This window comes from Agromyces sp. H17E-10, assembly GCF_022919715.1.
Classification (GTDB): Bacteria; Actinomycetota; Actinomycetes; order Actinomycetales; family Microbacteriaceae; genus Agromyces.
Window position 1 is genome coordinate 131,041 of the sequence record NZ_CP095042.1, and the last position, 19,443, is coordinate 150,483.

At 64.4% G+C, this 19,443-nt stretch carries 16 protein-coding genes; 8 read left to right on the top strand and 8 right to left on the bottom strand.

Annotated features, from left to right (window positions below):
• The first annotated feature begins 212 nt into the window (after positions 1–212).
• The 5 genes from MUN74_RS00640 (at position 213) to MUN74_RS00660 (ending at position 3,830) form a co-directional block, all read left to right on the top strand.
• On the top strand, positions 213–677 hold the full coding sequence (locus MUN74_RS00640) for a DUF6325 family protein (RefSeq protein ID WP_244854435.1): 465 nt from the start codon (positions 213–215) through the stop codon (positions 675–677).
• Positions 677–841: a hypothetical protein gene (locus MUN74_RS00645; protein WP_244854437.1), complete on the top strand. Its 165-nt coding sequence runs from the start codon at positions 677–679 to the stop codon at positions 839–841. Before MUN74_RS00640 ends, MUN74_RS00645 begins: the two co-directional genes overlap by 1 nt.
• 84 nt (positions 842–925) lie before the next feature.
• The gene (locus MUN74_RS00650; protein WP_244854438.1) at positions 926–1,453 is read left to right on the top strand and encodes a hypothetical protein; all 528 of its coding nucleotides are present in this window, start codon (positions 926–928) and stop codon (positions 1,451–1,453) included.
• A 252-nt stretch (positions 1,454–1,705) separates the two neighbouring features.
• Positions 1,706–3,313 carry an ABC-F family ATP-binding cassette domain-containing protein gene (locus tag MUN74_RS00655; protein ID WP_244854440.1) on the top strand — a complete coding sequence of 536 codons (1,608 nt, stop codon included), beginning with the start codon at positions 1,706–1,708 and terminating at the stop codon, positions 3,311–3,313.
• A 340-nt stretch (positions 3,314–3,653) separates the two neighbouring features.
• On the top strand, positions 3,654–3,830 hold the full coding sequence (locus tag MUN74_RS00660; RefSeq protein WP_244854442.1) for a hypothetical protein: 177 nt from the start codon (positions 3,654–3,656) through the stop codon (positions 3,828–3,830).
• A gap of 9 nt (positions 3,831–3,839) precedes the next feature.
• On the opposite strand, the gene MUN74_RS00665 is transcribed toward MUN74_RS00660, so the two are convergent.
• The 7 genes from MUN74_RS00665 to MUN74_RS00695 form a co-directional block, all read right to left on the bottom strand.
• Positions 3,840–6,536, bottom strand: coding sequence for an ATP-dependent DNA helicase (locus tag MUN74_RS00665; RefSeq protein ID WP_244854444.1), 2,697 nt, complete (start codon positions 6,534–6,536; stop codon positions 3,840–3,842).
• Positions 6,533–7,318 carry a TatD family hydrolase gene (locus MUN74_RS00670; RefSeq protein ID WP_244854446.1) on the bottom strand — a complete coding sequence of 262 codons (786 nt, stop codon included), beginning with the start codon at positions 7,316–7,318 and terminating at the stop codon, positions 6,533–6,535. Before MUN74_RS00670 ends, MUN74_RS00665 begins: the two co-directional genes overlap by 4 nt.
• Entirely contained in the window at positions 7,315–8,613 is a 1,299-nt protein-coding gene (locus tag MUN74_RS00675) for an adenine nucleotide alpha hydrolase family protein (RefSeq protein ID WP_244854447.1), read from the bottom strand. The genes MUN74_RS00670 and MUN74_RS00675 overlap by 4 nt, the downstream gene beginning before the upstream one ends.
• Positions 8,610–9,140, bottom strand: coding sequence for a hypothetical protein (locus MUN74_RS00680; RefSeq protein ID WP_244854449.1), 531 nt, complete (start codon positions 9,138–9,140; stop codon positions 8,610–8,612). The genes MUN74_RS00675 and MUN74_RS00680 overlap by 4 nt, the downstream gene beginning before the upstream one ends.
• 298 nt (positions 9,141–9,438) lie before the next feature.
• The gene (locus tag MUN74_RS00685; RefSeq protein ID WP_244854451.1) at positions 9,439–11,256 is read right to left on the bottom strand and encodes a KAP family P-loop NTPase fold protein; all 1,818 of its coding nucleotides are present in this window, start codon (positions 11,254–11,256) and stop codon (positions 9,439–9,441) included.
• Between the two features lie 91 nt (positions 11,257–11,347).
• Positions 11,348–12,838, bottom strand: coding sequence for an SNIPE associated domain-containing protein (locus tag MUN74_RS00690; RefSeq protein WP_244854453.1), 1,491 nt, complete (start codon positions 12,836–12,838; stop codon positions 11,348–11,350).
• A 400-nt stretch (positions 12,839–13,238) separates the two neighbouring features.
• On the bottom strand, positions 13,239–14,168 hold the full coding sequence (locus tag MUN74_RS00695) for an NAD(P)H-binding protein (protein WP_244854455.1): 930 nt from the start codon (positions 14,166–14,168) through the stop codon (positions 13,239–13,241).
• Positions 14,169–14,236: 68 nt separating this feature from the next.
• On the opposite strand from MUN74_RS00695, the gene MUN74_RS00700 reads away from it, so the two are divergent.
• The 3 genes from MUN74_RS00700 to MUN74_RS00710 all read left to right on the top strand — a co-directional run bounded on the left by MUN74_RS00700 (position 14,237) and on the right by MUN74_RS00710 (position 17,106).
• Positions 14,237–14,569, top strand: a complete 333-nt coding sequence (locus tag MUN74_RS00700; protein WP_244854457.1) for a metalloregulator ArsR/SmtB family transcription factor — start codon at positions 14,237–14,239, stop codon at positions 14,567–14,569.
• Between the two features lie 167 nt (positions 14,570–14,736).
• Positions 14,737–15,294, top strand: a complete 558-nt coding sequence (locus MUN74_RS00705; RefSeq protein ID WP_244854459.1) for a hypothetical protein — start codon at positions 14,737–14,739, stop codon at positions 15,292–15,294.
• A 574-nt stretch (positions 15,295–15,868) separates the two neighbouring features.
• Positions 15,869–17,106, top strand: a protein-coding gene (locus MUN74_RS00710; protein WP_454665264.1) for an IS3 family transposase whose coding sequence is annotated in 2 segments (ribosomal slippage) — positions 15,869–16,151 and positions 16,151–17,106 — 1,239 coding nt in all. Because the reading frame shifts where the segments join, the coding sequence is not laid out codon by codon here.
• A gap of 1,141 nt (positions 17,107–18,247) precedes the next feature.
• Here MUN74_RS00710 and MUN74_RS00715 read toward each other — a convergent pair.
• Positions 18,248–19,441 carry a tyrosine-type recombinase/integrase gene (locus MUN74_RS00715; RefSeq protein WP_244854462.1) on the bottom strand — a complete coding sequence of 398 codons (1,194 nt, stop codon included), beginning with the start codon at positions 19,439–19,441 and terminating at the stop codon, positions 18,248–18,250.
• Between the last annotated feature and the right edge of the window lie 2 nt (positions 19,442–19,443).

Here is a 19,443-nt window from a genome sequence, read left to right on the forward strand (position 1 = left end):
CCTTGCCGCAAGCCCCCCTCCCCGCGATATCCTGACTACGGCGGGAGGTCATCTCCCGCCGTTCGCGTCTCCACACCGTGGCGCACCGAGCGTGCACTGAGCGCTGCCACTCGATTCACGCGGTTCGCATGATGCCGCATCCGGCCCGCATGCCGTTCGATGGAGATCGCCCCGCCGACCGGGGCGATGCCACCGACGAAGGGAGCCGGCACGTGTCGGAGCAGACCAGTGAGGAACTCGACCTCACCGAAGAAGAACTGGGGCCGATCGACTACATCGTCGTCGAGTTCCCCGCCGGCGAGAGCCGGCTGACGGGCGAGGCCGCGGCCGAGCTCGCGTCGCTCGTCTCCGCCGAGATGATCCGCGTGCTCGACCTCGTCATCGTGCACAAGGGCGAAGACGGGTCTCTCGAGGTCGACGAGTTCGAGGACTTCGAGGACCTCGGCCCGCTCGGCGTCATCGAGGCGTCGCTCGCCGACGTGCTCGCCGAGGCCGACCTCATCGACATCTCGGCCGCGATGGAGCCCGGCAGCTCGGCCGCCGTGCTCGTGTGGGAGAACTCGTGGGCAGCGCCGTTCGCCGTCGCGCTGCGCAAGAACGGCGCGCAGCTGATCGCGTCGGGACGCATCCCGACGCAGGCGCTGATCGCCTCGATGTCGAGCGAAGGAGAGAACTGATGCCCATCGGAATCGGACGCGTCGGACGCGTCGGAATGATCGGACGCCCCGTGGCGCGCACGGCGGCCGTCGTCGGCACGGCCAAGGTCGTGTCGAACGGCGTCGACCGTCGACAGGACCGGCGTCAGGACCGCCGCGACGATCGGCGCGACCGCCGCTTCTGAGCGGTCAGGTGCTCGGGATGCCCCGGTGAGACGACGTTCTCACCGGGGCATCCGCATGTCGGCGGTCGGAACTAGCGTCGGGACATGGACCTCGACGAGGCGCTCCGCACGGGGCCGGCGGTCGCAGCAGCACCCGAGCTCGGCCTCTTCGCTCGCTTCGCGGGCGAGTGGCGTGTGCACAACCGGCTTCGCGCGTCGCCCGGTGACGAGTGGATCGAAACCGAGCGCACGTGGGTCTTCGCGCCGATCCTCGGCGGTCGGGCGATGCAGGACGTCCTGCTCGGCACCGATGCCGACGGGGCGACGTACGCACTCGGCACGACCGTCCGCGCGTTCGACCCGGCGATCGAGGCGTGGCGCGTGCACTGGATGGGCGCAGCCCACGGCAATTTCGTCTCCGTGATCGCACGACCGCACGGCACCGACGGCATCCACCAGGACGGCGTCGAACACCTCGGCGAGCGCGAGATCCCCGTGCGCTGGAACTTCAGCGAGATCACCGATCGTTCGTTCGCGTGGCACGGCTGGTCGTCCGCCGACGGCGGTCGCACGTGGTGGCTCGAGCAGCACATGGAGGCGCGACGACACCGCCGCGCCGAGGCCGCCGTGTAGGCTCGTCGACATGGAGATCGAGGTCGACAGAATCTAGCCACCGGACTGCCGGTGGCCTTCACCATCTGCGGGTGCACCTGCGCACCCGGGTGACCGACCCCACGCTCCCCCGCTGCGGTGGCAGTGGGCTGCTTCGCCGCTCGGCGGCTGAAGCGGCCTCGGCATGTTCGGGATGCTCCGGCGCGACGTGAGTCCGCGATCCGGCGCGTCGTTCGATTCGACCCGTACGGCTTCTCTCCGAAAGACCCATCCATGTCCATGAAATCCACCATCACCCTTCGGAACCTCTCGTTCGAGTGGCCCGACGGCACCCGCGCCCTCGACCGGGTGAACGGCACGTTCACCACTGGTCGCACGGGCCTCGTCGGCCGCAACGGCGCCGGAAAGTCCACCCTGCTCCGACTGATCGCCGGGCAACTCACCCCCACCTCCGGCGCAGTCGAGACGGCGGGCGAGGTCGGCTACCTGCCGCAGACGCTCACGCTCACCGGCGAGACCACGATCGCCGAGCTGCTCGGGATCGACGGAGTGCTCTCCGCCCTGCGGGCGATCGAGTCCGGCGACGTCGACGAGCACCATTTCGACGTGGTCGGCGACGACTGGGACATCGAGGCCCGGGCCGACGAGGCCCTGCACGAGATCGGGTTCGGCGCCGCCGAGCTCGACCGGCGAGTCGCCGAGGTCTCGGGCGGCGAGGCGATGCTCATCGCCGTGACCGGGCTCCGCATCCGGCGCACGCCGATCACGCTGCTCGACGAGCCGACCAACAACCTCGACCGGGCCACGCGTGCGGCGCTCGCGGGCTTCATCGACACCTGGCCGGGCACGCTCGTGGTCGTCAGCCACGACCTCGAGCTGCTCGAGCACATGGACAGCACCGCCGAACTGCATTCGGGAACCGTCGAGGTGTTCGGCGGCCCGTACAGCGCGTGGACCGAGTATCGCGAGCAAGAGCAGGCCGCCGCGGTCCAGGCCGCCCGTCATGCGCAGCAGGCGCTCAAGGTCGAGAAGCGCCAGCGGGTCGAGGCCGAGACGAAGCTCGCACGTCGCGAACGCACCGCCAAGAAGACGCAGAAGGACGGCGGCATCCCGAAGATCCTCGCCGGCAACCGCGCCAGCAAGGCCCAGGGCTCGGCCGGCGCGATGCGCTCGACCCTCGACGACAAGGTGCAGGCCGCGCAGGCGGCCGTGGACGCCGCAGATGCCCGCGTGCGCGAGGACGAGCACATCCACCTCACCCTGCCCGACCCCGACGTGCCGCGCGGCCGCCGCCTCGCGGAGCTCCACGACGGCGACCGCACGATCGTGATCCAGGGCCCCGAGCGCGTGGCGCTCGTCGGCCCGAACGGCGCGGGCAAGTCGACGCTCCTCGAGCAACTCGTGACCGGCGGCGAGCCCGCTCCGGGACGGGTCCACGGCACGCTGTCGACCGAGCGCGTGGGCTACCTCACGCAGCGCCTCGACGACCTCGACGAGACCGTGAGTGCGCTCGACAACGTGAAGGCGGTCGCGCCCGATCTGGCGCCGGGGACGATCCGCAACCAGCTCGCCCGGCTCCTGATCCGCGGCAGCAGCGCCGACCGGCCGGTCGCGACCCTCTCCGGAGGAGAGCGGTTCCGCGTCTGCCTCGCGAAACTGCTGCTCGCCGACCCGCCCGCGCAGCTCCTGATCCTCGACGAGCCGACGAACAACCTCGACATCGCGAGCGTCGAGCAACTCGCCGAGGCACTCGACGCGTACCGCGGCGCGCTGCTCGTCGTGAGCCACGACCACCCGTTCCTGGAACGGCTCGGCATCGACACCGTCCTCGAACTCGGACGTGACGGGAGCCTCCGGCAACGCGACCGGCTCGACGGCTGACCAGCGCGCCGCTCGAAGCGCACCCAGACACGACGAAACCCCGGTAGATCTTGCGATCTACCGGGGTTTTCGGTCGGGCTGACAGGATTTGAACCTGCGACCCCTTGGAGGAATCAGCCCGCTTCGGGATTCTCTCCGGATGTCTCGGGAACCCGCGGATTTCCTTGTGTTTACAGGGAACCGGGCGGTTCGACGGTTCCGAGTGTACCCGGATAACTCTGGACGTTCACGGTTGATTTCGATGGGAAAGCGGTGGGCGAGCGCGATTCCGTCAAGTCCGGTATCCCATTCCGATCGAGGCAGGGAGTCACCAAGGCGTTCCAAATCCCACATCCAACGCATGTCTGATCAGGAGCTCGTCAATAGGCAAGACCAGCTCGGTGAGGCGAACAAGCTTGCGACCCACATTGACCAGCTCTCCTCGACCGAGTCCCGTCAGAACTTCGATCTGATCAAGGCGTCGCTCGATGCCAGCGTCAATCGGCTGCCCCCGCCAGATCGCGCCGCCATCGGGTAGGCCGACTGATCAAACGCTTGTGGTGAGCCCGCGGCGGCCAGTGAGTAGCTGGACGTCCTTCTTGTTCGTCTTCCGCTCCAGTTTCGAGAGGACGGCCTGCTGTGTCTCTGGGGTCCAGTAGATCTCCAGGAGGTCCCGCGCACGGGTGATCGCCGTGTACAGGATGCTGTGCGTGACATCGTCCTCGTTCGCCTCTGTGATCACGACCTTCACGGACTCGTACTCGAGACCCTGCGCCCGGTGGATCGAGACCGCATATGCCACCTGGAATGGAACCGTTGTGTTGAGAATCTCCTCATCCTCATCGCTACTGGCGAGCTCGAAGACGTCGAATGAGACGACACCGTCACGGACCCATGTAAGCGCCGTGCCCCACACGGACACCTCGGTCACGTCGTCACGAGCTAGATCCACCTCGAAGGTGATCCGGCCGAGTTCGCGGTGGATGCCGACAATCGTTCCCTTGAGATTGTTGTAGATCAGCGGACGGAAGCGGTCGCTGTCGTTAAAAACGATCGGGTCACCCACCTTGTAGGTTGCCGGTCCCCACGAAACCGACTGCTCTGGATTGCTGCTCTGTAGGAACCGATTGATGTTGTTGATGCCGTAGAGCCCGTCGTAGTTCAGACAGAGAATGATCTCGTCCTCGCGCTGGGGCTCGAAGAGCTGCTCGCTGAGAACCGTCGAGTATCCCGCCCTCGTCATTGCCTCCGCGATGTCGTCCTCGACGTTACGCACCTTGCCCCAGAGCCCCAGAAGTCCTTCATTCGTCGTGCGCCATGGCGTCATCAGTTCAAATACCGAGCCCTGCGGCACGAAGGAGCGGAGCAGACCGAACCAGTTTCCGAACTGGATAGCCTCGATCTGGTAGACGTCACCAACGAACACGAGCTGCTTGAAACGGGTGCCGGCGAGCATCTTGAGCAGGTCTTCATTGCTCACTGTCGAGGACTCGTCGACCACGACTAGGTCATATTCCGGATCGCCGCCGGTGCGCCAGTTGTGGCTCGCGATGGTGCGGAAGTCCGCCTCTACCTCAACCCTGCGCTTGAGGTTGTCCACTGCGGGATGGGTGTTGGCTAAGAACAACATCCGGCCACCCTCGAAGTACTGCGCGATGTGATTAACCATTGTGGACTTACCCGTGCCAGCGGCACCGTAAACCAGGGCCACTCGCGATTCAGCGAACAGAGTGCGCATCGCACGAAGCTTGAGCTCGTCGTCGAGCGGTTCGGCAAGCCCGTCCAGCCAGGCGTCGACGTCCGTCTCCCAATCGGGCACGCCGTCCGTCGTGAAGCTCTGTACCTTCTCGATGATGTCGACGACATCATTCTCGTACCCCCGGACGAATACATGCCCGCGATCCACGTCCAGGCATCGGGCACGGTGTTTGTAGTACAGGGCCGTGTTGTGGTCGCGAATAAGGGCAGTGACGTCTCCCAGCGGCTCGAGATCCGACAGTGGGGTGTAGAGCATCCCGCGTTGGTCGACGTTGTTCTTCACCCTGCGAGCGAGCAACTCGTGGGTGCGGCCCGTTAGATCGAGCGCTTCGACGAGATCCCAGTACCGCGGATTATGCTTCGGGAGTGACGTGCAGAAGGGCATCTCGTCGAACGGAATGCAGCCCCACTGGAGCTTCAGCCCCGACAAGCGAGGACAATCCTCGGGCGCGTACTGCTGACGGATCCAGAGATTCCTCATCCGCAGCATTAGGTACCGGAGCACCACGTGGCCGGGCGCTCGGTTCGCTACGACTTCCCGCACGTTGTCCAGGATCGGGAAGATCCGCGGCGATCGGGCTTGCTCTGTGGCCCAAGTCTTGATCTGCACATATGACGCAGCTGGGAGATCCACCAGCTCAACGAGGGACGAACCTGTGGTCGTCAGGTACTGCATCAGGCGCTGGTACTCGGTACTTCCCGTGCCAACGTTGGTTCGAGGGCCAAAGAAGCGGGCGAAGTTGTTCAGCTCACAAGGCCGAATAGACACTGCCCAAGATCGAATCACGATGATCGGCATCGTCCGGCCGAGCACATCGATCGCGTCCGGCCGCAGGGTCAGTCTCGCCGCGTACTTGTCACTAATGTCCTGGTCGGTGAAAGCGATAATTCGGTCGAACTTGCTGACGCGATCCGTCGGATTAGAAAACGTGACTTCGTAGTAGATCTGCCCGTCGACGAAGAAGGGACGGGTCTTCTGGACGTAGTAGCGGGAAGACGAATCACCGGTGGTAGGGAGCCCCCGGACAGCAATGATTCGCTCAGCGATCTTCTGGTGATACTCCTGAAGTGAATGGTCCTGATCGAGCGGAAATGACTCCAGATTGTGAAGCACCGACATTCCGAACTGGTCGCGGACGAATGTTCGCAGCCGGTAGAGGTGCTCGTAGTACTTCAGCATCAAACGTTCGGATCCATCGCCCTCGAAGGTGTAGTGCGACGCGCTGGGCTGCAGCATCCGGTGGAAGCGAGCCAGAAAGCTGAGACGTCCGTTAGAACGAACATGCGCCAAACCGGCCTCGATCGCAGCGTGATTGTGCTCCCTCTCGCCGGTGCCGCTGTGCACGCGTACCGCCACACCTTCAACGAGATTGCGCAGTTGAGACAGCATGTTCTGCGAGAGTAGGCCGCGGTCGTCCGAAAGCGCGTCGATGTTCGCGACGATTGCCCCATCGGTATCGCCGATATGTCTATCAACCGTGCTCATCGTTCGCCCTTTCGCGCCGCGTCCACCATGCGCTGGACAGGAGTGGGGAGGAGGCGCGCAACGTCCGTCGCATCGACCAGACGGGCGAAGTTGGCCCACACTTCCGCACGAAGCTCAGTGGCACCTGGAAGGCCATAGATCTTCGCGAGCCCGGCTTCTACGTCGGCCATTGCCCCCGGCTGTCGAGGGCTGGGCGACGAGCGATCCCCTGATGGGTGATCCGTCTCAGTAAGCAGACGATCGAGTGGGACGTGCGCGATGTCATCCGGATAGCCAAGGCCGGCCGCGTTAATCGAGAACCAGCACCCGAGCTCAACGGCGCGTTTGGTCTGCGCCGCTGTGCCACGCCACCAGTGCAACACCACACCGTTCGCCGGATGAGTGGCGATGAGGTCGAGCACAGCATCGACGGCACCTGAGCTGTGCACGGAGGCGATACGTGGCACCCCGACGAGCGCTGCCAACATCGACCCCAACACCGACTGTTGTGCGTCCATCGGAGTCTTGGAACGACGCTCGAGACCGATCTCGCTCACGAATGCGGTGTGCCCGATCAGTTCCTGGAACTGTTCAGCACTAAAGCCGTTGATCGCTGCAGGCACTCCCGGATGGCAGCCGACACCCCACACCGTCACCGCATCTGTGCGAGTCAACACCTTGGAAAATTCGTCGAGGGAGCGGGTGGCTGCAAAGACCACAGCGCCGAGCTGCTCGAGCTGGCGGACTGAAGCCGATGGCGCGACATGCGCATGCATGTCCAGCGGTGGAAGCGCCGGGCTCATCCGACGAGACCCCGCAGTTCCTCAATGCCTCGGGCGCAGAGGTCGAGCGCCTCTCTCGCTGGGTAGTCAGCCGGAAGCGACATGGTCATGACGTCGCTGGCACGCACGCCACGATCGACGAAGTCTCGTACCGGTTCAATGATCGACTTCTGCGCCACGAAGCCGGCATAGCGTCCAGTTGGGTCTTCGGCAAGGTACACCGTGACGTCCGGAACGCCCGACGCGACGAAAGCGGAGCGGCGAACCAGACAACCGAAACAGACGCCGCAGGAGGATCCCCCGGGCGCCCCTTCGAAGCGGGCATCGGTGTGGGAGCACGAGTTCGTCGAACTCAGATAGAGCGATGCCACGTTGACCCCCAGAGCTTCACGCACCAGACCGTACATCTCGCCCTTGGTAAGACGCTCGAACGGGTTATGAATGGTGCCGTGCCCGCCAACGTTGCCCATCAAGGCACTTAGGTCGCGAAGGAACCGAGGATGCGTGGTGTGGGTCGAAAGGCTCCCGCGTCGATCGGGACCGAGCGGTGGATTGAGTGACGCGAACCCGTTCTCCGCGATCCAGAGGGGCGATCTCGCCTGTTCGGCCACCGCAAGTCCGAGAGCCAGAAAGAGGAGCGACCTCGAGCGGGTCGACGACTCGTCGCGGAATCGGGTCCCGTCGAGACGCTTGGCCTTGCGATGAACATGGAAGCGATGGTGTACAACATCGATGCCAGAGACGATGTCTGTGATTGAAGTGACGAGCGCCCGTTGGGTCGGCGAAATAGCATTGGAGCTGAAGTGTGAAACGGTGGACAAGGAACCATTGGCCCCAAGCTCGAGCGCCGACATGATCGCTCCGACCGCAGAGTCCGCACCGCCGCTCAGGAGAATCGTTCGATCGCGCCGCTGCTGCCCGGTGTCCAGCGACGGATTGCCAGCAGGCGCCTGCGTGAAACTGAATGCCCACTGGTCTCCCGTCAGGAAGCCGACCAGCGCCGAGAGCTCGGATGCATGGGCGGTCCACGTCGTTGGATCCCCGACCTCGACTGTCATTTCGAAGTCGCGGGAGTTCCAGTCCGATCCTCCGAAAGCGCGCAGAACCGAACGGTCCGACGCGAGCACGGCGAGGGCGATGCGCACCAGATCGACGTTGAAGGGGTTAACTGGCCCAAGCGACGCCAGATACGGGTCGACCGCACCGACGAAGCTCGAGCGATCAGAGGTAGTCCAGAGGAAGACCTCATCCCAGTCGCCCGATTGGAGGGACGAATCGGCGGTGGTCGCTGAAAGAGTCAGCAGCATGCGGCTCATGAGTCAACTCCGAAAATCACGCCGATGTCCCGGACACCCGTCTCGATTGCCTGGGACAGTTCCTGCGCGGTTGCACCGGTGGGACTCAGGCTTGCCTGCGCCGCATACTCCGCGGCTACTTCCCGGATCTGTCGCTCCAGATCGCGACGCTTCTCTCGCGACGCCTGCTTCGCGTAGACAGTTGAGGCCACTTCGGTGAGCGCCGTTTCGGCGATGGTGGTCTCGATCGTCTTGCGCACCACGTCCTCGGGGCTCGGCGCCTGGCCGGTCGGCTGCTCCAGAATCCACGCGACGACAGTGGCGACGATGTCACGTTCCTCTGCATCGGCGATCGAGCTGTCGGCCTGCGCATCAAAAGCGGCCTCGACGATGCGGAGCCCAACAGCCACCGGATCGCGCAGTGCCTGAAGATCGTCGTAGCTGAGGCCGGCATCGCGCAGCGCGTCCCGGTTGCCTGAAGAGTAGGCGAGGGCAAGACTTCCGGCTCGACCTGCGGCACGAGAGATACTGCCGACGGAACGAGACACGCCGCCGGACGAGCGGCCGCCACCGCCACCACTTCGTCCACCACCGCCGGAGCCAGGACCATCAGAACCGCCCCGGCGGCCACGGGAACGAATCAGAACACGAAGGGCAGGCCCCAGGTCAGGCCGCGGCCGAACGCCACCGCTTCCCGGAGCCGAATGTGGGGACGACTCGCTGGGAGGACCGTCCCCGTCGGTCGCGGTACCGGCGCCATCGCTGGGCGCGGGAGCGTCAAGCCAGTCCGCGATGTTGTCCCGGAGATCCTTCGCGTCTGCGCCAGCGCTGCCGCCAAATGAGTCGCTAGTTCCCATTGCCCCATGCCTTCTCGACCACACCAATCGCGCCGACGATCGAACTCTCTGTCGCCCCCTGTTTCCATGTCGCAATCACAGGACCGAACGTGCCCGCATCGAGGGTACGGAGTTTGATAATCGTCGCAGCTTGAACATCACCAGCGGGGAGCCCACGGAGTGCAGCTACAACGTCCAGAAGAATGCTGGACTGCTGTGCGCCAAGCCGCAGCAGACTCTCGACGGCAAAGTTCTGAAGGCCCGGCTGGTCACGGAGGCGCTTCCCAAGGTAGGCGACGAGCGTCCGAGCGTCTGCTTCTGGCAGCGCCGCGAGCGACTGATCGTCCACGCCGGCGCGATCCATCTTGAGGGAAGAGAGCAGCGCCGCAGCCACGTCGCGCAGTCGCTCGGGAAGCCCGGTGTCGATCACTTCGATCTTGGCGAAGGAAGCTGCGAGGTAGAGATATCCGGAAATTGTCGTGGCATCGAGTGCGGGCGGAAGCTTTGCCCAGCGCCGCAACGTATCTGTGAACGATGACTCGTCGGCCGCCGCCGGAGCGGGCAGGGTGGGTACGGCGGCGAGTGCGGAATCCGCTTTCGCTGGACGCTTCTTCGACGCGGGTGCCTCGACCGGCTCAGCGGATTCTTGCTCGGCGGGTTTGGCAGGCGGGGCGCCATTGGCGGCGATATCGAGGGCATCCAACTGGTCACGGAGCTGACCGGTCGCCAACCAGTCCAGCACTGTATGAAAGTCGTCGGTGAGTATTCGTTCCAGCACCATGAGCTTCGCGATCTCGTCCGCCTTGAGCTCGAATCCACGGCGAGCAGCGATCGACTGGCGAACGTTGAGGTCGTTCAAGAACCGCTTGATGCGGCGAGGATTACCCCGGAACTTCTCATAAAGAATCGGCGTCAGTCGAGCAGCGGTCACGAGGTGCTCGGCGAGCGCGCTTCCCTCTGCCACCTCCAGTCCGTCCAGACTTCCGGTCTCGAGACGTAGACGGTTGCATTCGGCAAGGAGATGATCGAACTCAGCGTCACGCTGCGCGAGGAGCAGGAAGAGGAATGCCTCGGTGTCGAATCGACTGAGTGCCGGAAGTGGGATCGTCGTCTGCACGATCTTGTGGAGATATAGACGTGCCGGGGTTTCCTCCTCGGGCTCACCGGCAGGCGTGCCGAACTTCTGTGCGATCGCCTCGGCGACGCGATCCTCATCCGCAGCGATGACAAACGACATGCCCTCGACCGATAGGAATAACCGGATCGCCTCCAGCGTCTCCACGACCGTCTCCGGGAGACACCGATCAAGGTCGTCAACTAGTACGACCACTCGCGCGATGTGGCTCAGCGCGGGATCTTTGAGGAGCGCGGCGAACTCTTCACGGAAGCCAGCCATTCCCTTCTCGGTTTCGAAGCTTTCCGGGTCATCGCTGACAAGACCGAAGACGTCGTCCAGGGTAGGGAGCTGCATGGTGATCGCCGTGCGAGCAGTCATCTTGACCGCCTTCGACCAATTCACCTTGCGTGCGAGCTTCTTCAGCCCGTCGACCACCGTCTTGGCTGCCGGATCCTCTGCCGCGAATTGTGTGTTCAGCGCTCCGAGAACCTCCCCAATGAGACTCTCCTTCGGCCCAATGGTTGGGTCGTAGCGCCAGGGCTGCGTGGAGACGACCAGGACCGTTTCATCGCCAGTCTCGGAACGGCTCGCAATCTCTGCCTGGATGAGCTCGAGCACTGACGTCTTGCCGCTACCCCACGCGCCGGATAGGCCAATCGCAATCGGATCGAGGTCATCTTCGAAGAGGGCATCGGTAGCCGTCTCTGCCACAGCCCGAAAGGCAAGCAGGTCAGTTGTCGCCGGCTCATCGGACCAAAGCGGAAACTCGGCACCATTGCTTTGTTGAGGTTCATTCCGCATTTCACACGACCCCGCCAGGCACGGCGCTCGCGCGCCATTCGACGGCCGCGGGCTCTACGGTGTATTCGATGATCTCGACGGCGTGCGCCTTGAGTGCGTCGAGCACTTCGGTCGGGGTGACTCGGAAGTACTCGCGACGATGGTTGACCTTGTTGACGCGTTGTTCGGCGAAGGTGGTGTGGAGCATGTTCTCGACGCCGACAGCATCGTCTGCGAAGAACAGGGCGTGGACATCGAATCGGAATGGGACCGAAGCATCACCGAGTTCATTGACGCGATCCATTGGCTCGAGGCGGCGCGTCATGCCGATCTTGACCATGTTCTCGCCGAACGCACCGATGTTGGAGATGACGTAGACGTACCCCGCACGGATGTTCGCCGCACGGTAATCGACATCCTCGATCGCCCGGTCTACGTCCGAAAGCTTTTCGCGCATCCGCTCGGCGCCTTCGATATCCCCCTTAGCCTCCAGGGCTGCGAGGGCGGAGAGGTAGTGAGCCTTTTCCTTTTCGAGGCGCTCGTGTTCCCGTGCGAGTTCTTGTTCGGCCTTGCGCTGTTCGCGCAGTTCAGCGCGGTGCTCGCGTTCTCGTTCCTTCTCTTCCTGCAGAGTCCGCAGGTGTCGGTTGGCGAGTTCCATTTCTCGGAGTCGAAGCTGCTGGTAGTACGGCGTGATGCTCAGATCGATCATCGTGCCCTGCCTCGCGATCTGCTCGGCGACCTTTGTGAGGCGCTGCTGCGCCGCCGCCAAGTTCCCTGCTCGCATCATCTTGACTGCGTTCTCCGCCTCCGCGTTGTACGCGCGAAGGAGGATCTTGCTCATGTCATTGACGAACTTGCGACCCTTGGCTGCCGAGTTGTTGAACGTGAACCCCTGAGCGGCAACCGTCGCCTTCCCATTTCGCACTGCGTCCTTGATCTGTCCACGAAGGTGCTCCAAGTCGCCAGCGAGTTGCGCCGACGTTTCGGCAGGGTGCTCGAAGTCAAAGATCCCGAGCTCTTGAAGCGAAGCGGCGTCTCGGAGGTTCACGACCTCGGACTTCGCCGACGCGATCTCGCCCTCGAGCCGGTGGTTCTCCGCAAGGAGCTTCTCGTGGCGCTTCGAAGCGGTTCGGATTGCCGAGTCCCATTCGTCCCGGGACTTCGCTTGTTCCGCTTCTGCCGCGGCGCGGGCGTGGGCGATTTCGGAATCGATCTGGGCCCGGTACTCGTCGATCTCACCGAACTCCTTCAGTCCGTGCTTCTCGACGAGGGCCTCAAGCTCCTCCAGCCGACCGCGAGTTCGACGCCCGAACAGGTCGAGCGATTTGGCACCTTTCGACTGTTTCGTCTCAGTTCCTCTTGCCGGGGCGTGCGCGCTCGGGACTGGCTGCGCAGCAGCGGCCACGTCCGGTGCGGCGGGGCTGCGATGGTCAGTCCACTGTTGACCGTCCCACCACCGCAATGTGTTCGGGGTGGTTTCATCAGGGAACCAGCCGGCAGGAGCGTTCGTCATCGTTCGGGCCTCCGCATGTGCGATCGACGGCTCGTAGGGCAGAGCCGCAACTTCACAACGCTATCGACGGAACGAGAACGAAGAGACCCCCCGTTCTCGGGGGTACGTCACGTCCCTGGGCGCGGCCGAGCCATCAGGACAGATCATGTGTCCTCGGGACGACGGCCCCCCGACCGCTCACCATGTCAGGATCAGCTCGAGCGGCGGAGCTACACATATGCCAACCCGGCATTGGGCACGGCTACGACGAGGGCTTCGGCGACGGCGCGCGACAGGGAGGCGTTGTCGGCACCTCGTACCCATCGGCGTCGGCGCCGTGATCGACGGTGTCGATCGACACCCGCACACAGCCGTCTCAACCTGGTCCCGTGTTACTAGACGCGTCGCCGGATCGCATCCCTCATGGAGACACTCTCGCCATGTCGGACCGGCGGCGAGTTCTGATCCACCGCGTAACGCGGAGGTCGCTGAGGTCGAATCGACCGTCGGGCATTGCGGCTCGGATGCTCGCTTCATCGAACGGGCGCGCTGGTCGGAGTCCTTCGGGAAGTTCAGGGGCCTGCGGCGCTGCTTCGTTCACGCCTTCGGCGAGCATTTGAGCTTGTGCTTTCGCGACCAGCGGTGTGACCATCAGCCACTCCGTAAGCTGCGCGAGAACTCGGATCGACCAAACTGGTGCGCGAACGTACAGCGGGTGGCGGCCCGCAACGCCCGCAATTCGGCGCACAGCCGCACCGAGTTCCAGTTCCTCCGCACCCATGACGGCGACGGTCGGATCGGTGATCCGTCCCTCGAGAGCCGCGACCAGCACCTCAACGGCGTCCGCGACCTGGACGGGCCGCACCATTCGTTCTTGGTAGCCGACGGTGGCGAAGACGGGAAATGTCCGCACGGCGCGCGTCACGTGGTCGACCATGTGATCGCCTGAGCCATAGATCATTCCCGACTTGAGAATCGTATGGTCGAGGCCTGAGTCACGGAGCAATTCCTCGGCAGCCCATTTCGTGTCGTGGTACCTGGACCCGCTATCGGGTCGGGCGCGAAGGAAGCTGAGCATGACGATCCGCTTCACTCCAGCCCGGCGAGCAGCTTCGATGACGGCGCTCGTGCCTTCTACGTGGACTCTCTCGAAGGTCTGGTCGCCGATCTCGCGATTAATGCCGGCACAGTGCGCGACCGCGTCGCATCCTGCGAAGGCGGCCACGAGGGCATCGACATCCGTGATGGCAGTGCCGGTGCGGCGCGAGACGACCACAGTCTCCGTCGGATTCAGTCGTTCAGCCAGGTGTCGACCGACGAAGCCAGTCCCGCCAGTGATGGCTACCCGCATGGTCGCATCTCCTTCGCTTATTAGCAATGAAGCTACACTGTATTTCGCAAGGGTGCTATATTGCAAACATGGCAGATACAGCGTCCGACATCTTCGCGGCTCTTGCGCACCCGACTCGCCGACAGATTCTGCAGGACCTCAAGGACGGCGAGCTGGCCGCGGGCGAGATCGCTGCCCGCTTCAATGCCACCGGCCCGACGATCTCTCGACACCTGGCCGTGCTCAGGCAGGCGGGACTCGTGACCGAAAGGCGTGATGCGAACCGCATCCTGTACTCGCTCGTCGGCGAACGACTCGCACTGTCCGTCGGGGACTTCCTCTCGACGGTGTGCCCGGAGCAGATCGTGCTGCGAGAGGTCCGGAAGCGCGGCACCGATCGTGCAGCAGAGGCACGGGCGTGAGCCTCGCCGCGCTCATTACCCCTTGGTACCGGCGCACCTCACCCCGAGCCGGAGCTGGGCCGACCACGACCGGATCGGTCGACGCAACGCCAATCCTTGACCATGAATCGGCTGCGATCGCCTGGCTCGTCGACCGCTCGCGACGGCACGCCGCATCAGGCGACCAAATGGCCGTGCTCGAGGCAGCGCACGCATTCATCCGTGACGAGGTTCGCGCTGTGTACGCCCTCGCGGAGAACACCCCCGCGTCCCGCACGCTCACGCGAGGCTTTGGATCATGCAGCCAACGTCTTGCAATTCTCGAAAGCGTCGCCCGCTCAATCGGCGTCGCAACCCGAGTCCGCGCTCTCCTCATTGATCGCTCGTTCTGGTACCCGCGCTTCCCTCACATCGGGTTCGCTCTTCCGGACCGGATACTCCTCGCCTGGCCGGAGTTCGACGTTGATGGATGGCGACCCGCCTCCGAGCTGTTCGGCCCGATCGGCTGCCGGGGCGGCGGATCCTTCACCAACCGCGGCTCTGAGACCCTCTTCGAGGCCGTTGGACGTTGTGCAGTTGACTGGGACGGCCACACAGACGGGAGTGCGTTCGACCTCTCGCAATTCGTTCGGGCCGACTATGGGTACTTCACGAATCGCGACGATGCATTTCATGAGCTTGGCCAAACCCTCTGCGCCCCCTCACGATTCGTCGCGGACCCCATACTCCGCCGCGTCGCCGCGTAACACACAGCCGTTTGCGGGCTGACGCCACAGACACAAGGTCCGCGATTGTGAGTATCGGGTTCAAGCATGGTTACTCGATGTGCTCAAAAGGGGATTCCCGTTGCGGGCCTTGTGCGCGGATGCTGCGGCGTTCGGGCTACGCGCAATGTCGTCCACAAACACGGAGGCACTCTCCGGGCGTCAGCGCCTTCTGCGCGGCTTGCTTGGACGCTCGATCGGCGAGCCGTGCCCGACGACGTGCCACCATCCGCAATAGGGGCACCGGACGGCACTGGCACCCTTAGCAACTCCCGCCGCTACAGTCGCAGCCTCAGCCTGCGTTCCGATCGGTGCACGGCCCGTGCGACATCTCACGCCTCTCATGCTTCGAACGTATCGGTGAGGTCCGACATCGCGGCTTGGCCTTGCAAGGCCTTACCCAGTCCACGACTCGGTCGCCGAGCCAACGACGATGCGCTGCGCCTGCTAGCGCTCCCCTCGTGGCCGGCACTCCGTCGCCCGCAGCCTCAAACGTCGGGCGCCTCGAGATGAATCGCCCTGGGTTTGGTTCCGTCTTCTTTAGGAGGATGGAAGTATGCCCCGTCAGTATCCGCCGGAGTTCCGGCAGCGCGCGTTGCGGTTGCTCGAGGAATCGTTGCCGGACCATGAGTCCGAGTACGAAGCGATCCGGCAGGTCTCGCGCAAGCTCGGCGTCAGCGCCGAGGCGTTGCGGAAATGGCGCCGCCAGTCCGAGGTCGATTCCGGTACCAAGCCGGGCGTCTCGACGGACCAGCAGGCCGAGCTGCGCCGGCTCAAGCGGGAGGTCGCCGAGCTGCGCCGGGCGAACGAGATCCTGAAGAGCGCGGCCGCGTTTTTCGCAGCGGAACTCGACCGCCCCACGACGAGATGATCCGGTACGTCGACATGTTCAAGGATCAGTTCGGGGTCGAGGCCATCTGCCGCACACTGGGTGCGACAGCGTGTGGGTTCCTCACCGCCCGCGGCTACCGGGCTGCGAAAGCCCGGCCGGCTTCGGATCGGGCGATCCGGGACGAGATCCTCGGTGAGCAGATCGCCCGCCTGCATGCCGAGAACTACAGCGTGTACGGGGTCCGGAAGATGCACGCCCTGATGCGCCGACAAGGTTGGACGGTGGGCCGTGACCAAGTCGGGCGCATCATGCGATCACTCGGATTACGCGGCGTGAAACGCGGCAAACGGGTCTTCACGACCAAGCCTGACCCGGCCGCGGTGATGCCGAAGGATCTCGTGAAGCGGCGCTTCACCGCTGACGGCCCGCGCCGGTTGTGGGTGGCCGATATCACCTACGTGCGCACCTGGCAGGGGTTCGCGTACACCGCGTTCGTGATCGACGTGTACTCCCGCCGGATCGTGGGCTGGAACGTGGCAGCCACGCTGAAGGCTGAGATCCTGCCACTGCAAGCGCTGAACATGGCCGCCTTCCAAGCCGGCGGTGACCTGGACCAGCTGGTCCATCACGCCGATCACGGATCGAACTACCTGTCACTCGTGTACACCGACCGGATCGCCGAACTCGGCGCGAAAGCATCGACCGGGACCGTCGGCGACAGCTACGACAACGCCCTCGCGGAAGCGGTGAACGGGCTCTACAAGACCGAACTGATCCGTCAGCAAGGCCCCTGGCGCACCGTCGAGCAAGTCGAGCTCGCGACCCTGGAATGGGTGTGGTGGTGGAACAACCAGCGACTGCACTCCGAACTCGGCTACCGAGCACCGGTCGAGGTCGAGGCCGCCCACTACGCTGAAATCGAATCACCCGTCCTGGCCACCGCCAGCCACGGAAACCGATAGGAACCAAACCCAGGGCGATTCAAGAGAACAACTCGATGCGATCATCCTCAACGTCTCCGGTGCCACGGGTCGCGCACGGAAGTATCCAGGACGGCGCGGTTCAGCTCGGTGATCGCGCGCACGACAGGCGCCCACTTGCCGTCCAGCCGAAGGGTGCCCGATCGAATCAGGCCACCGAGGGCGGAGAGAACATTGGTGACCGCGCGGGGTGATTCACTCACCCGTCGGACACACTCGACGATGTCGTGACCTTCGTCGATGGTCCGGATCGACTCAACAGTCTCGACGACAGTACGTTCCACTATGCGGACTTGGAACGCTTCCGGTTTGCGGGCCTGTCGGTCTTCGTAGGCTGCCTTTCGGCACGCAGGCCCGCAGTAGACCCGCGGCCGACCGGTGGTCGCTGACGTCGGTAGCGGTGCGCCGCAGCGAACGCATCGAGTTGGAGGGATTCGCCGAGTGGTGGTCCTCTGCCGGGTGATCATACTTCGATGGTGCGCCGGAGGCCCCCTGTTTCGTCATCGACGAAACCCGCCCATCCTCGATCTGCAAGAGGCGTGGCATCTCTCAGGGTTGGTCACAGTCGGTTCGAGGCAGGCTCGGCTCTCTCGTATGAGAACAGGGGTCGCGCGGGCCGAGCAGGGAATCGGGAGCTACGGATGTGTAGGTCTGTGCTCGAGGGAGCAGGTGCGCACCTACTTTGCGTGGATAGATCTTCGGCAACCAGCATGGAAGAAGCATGGCGCCACCAATTGCACGATCAAGGCGGTGCGCTCTCGAAGGCTCTCGAGGGCGCCCACGGTGCCGCGTCGGATGCGGCACCGTGGCTTGCCGGCCTGTCAAGGAGCCCCAGGGCGTTGCGATGCCGCACCGGGTGCGGCACCGCAGCGCAGCCTAGTGGCAGGTGCCGCTCGAAAGCTGCTTTCACGATCACCGTCAAGGTCGGGCCCGCCGACACTCGGTTGACTGCGAACGGCGCCGTGGCCCCGATTGCACGTCGAAACGAAGATTCCCTGATCACACGGTGGCGCCACCGTGGCACCACCGCGTGACTCGTCCGAACACCGGCAACCGCTTCGACTCGTGCGATCAGCTGGGTCTGCATGTTCGTGCCTCCGCAACTGGCCCCTGGAACAGCTGATCAGTCTCCTTCCCGTCTGAACGCCCTCTCAAGTAGCTCCGCCGTCGCAGGGTTCACGAGCTCCCGCCGCTGGATGTAGTGCTGGACTGTGATCTTCGTGTCGGTGTGTCCGAGCAGCTCGGCGGCGAGCTCGACACTCGCGTTGTCGTTGACGGCCGTCGCCACCGTGCGGCGGAAGAGATGCGGCGTCACTCCCCCGATGCCAGCCCGCTCCAGCACCTGGCGCAACTGGCGACGCACGTTGGCCGTGCTCAGCGGCGTGCCCTCGCGCGAGTGGAACACCAGCGAATCGGGATCCAGCTCGCGGGCTCCCGCGAGCCGACGACGCATGGCTGCGGCAGTGAACGACGGAAGCGCGACGATCCGTCGCGACTTCGCCGTCTTCGGATGGTCCTGTCGGAACGTCGGTTCCCCGGCGCGGCTGATGATCGTCCCGGCGATCCGGATGGTCGGCGTAGGACCGGTGACATCCACGTCACGGCGACGGATGGCGAGCACCTCGCCGATGCGGGCGGATGTGCCGAGCATGACCTCGACGATCGCACCGAGCTGCCCGTCAGGGCGCGGGCCCGACACGTGGTCGACGCCGGACTCCCAGCGTGCGATCACGGCTCGGATCGCGTTCACCTCCAGGCTGGTCAGCGCATCCGGCATCCGCGCTTCGCGGTGGATCCGCGACACGTGATGCATCGGGTTGGCCGTCAGCACCTCGTGCCGCACCGCGAGTTCGAGCGCGAGCCGCAGCACGACGCGGGATTGTTTCGCACGGTTGTACGAGATCCTCGCCTGCTCCTTGATGAATCGATCGCAGCGGGCGACCCCGATCTCGCGGAGGGTGAGATGCTCGAACACCGGCAGCACGAGGGTGCGCATGTTGCGCTCGTACAGCATCCGGGTCGTTCTCGAGATCCGGCCCTCGAGATCGATGTCCTGCAACCAGTACGCCACGAGGTCACCGAAGGGGCTGTCGGGCGTCAAGTGGCCGTGACCCGAAGCCAGGCGTACTTCCGAACGCCCGGCCAGTTTCTCCTTGAGCGCGTTCTCAGCCGCCTTGGCGGTATCGCCCGTGGCCTGCACAATCCGCGTGCGCCCGTCCCAGTCCCGGAATCGAGTGCGCGCTTCGAACCTCCCAGACGGCATCGCCCGAGTCGTGATGTCTCCGAACGTGCCGATCGACAGACGTGGCCGGCCCATCT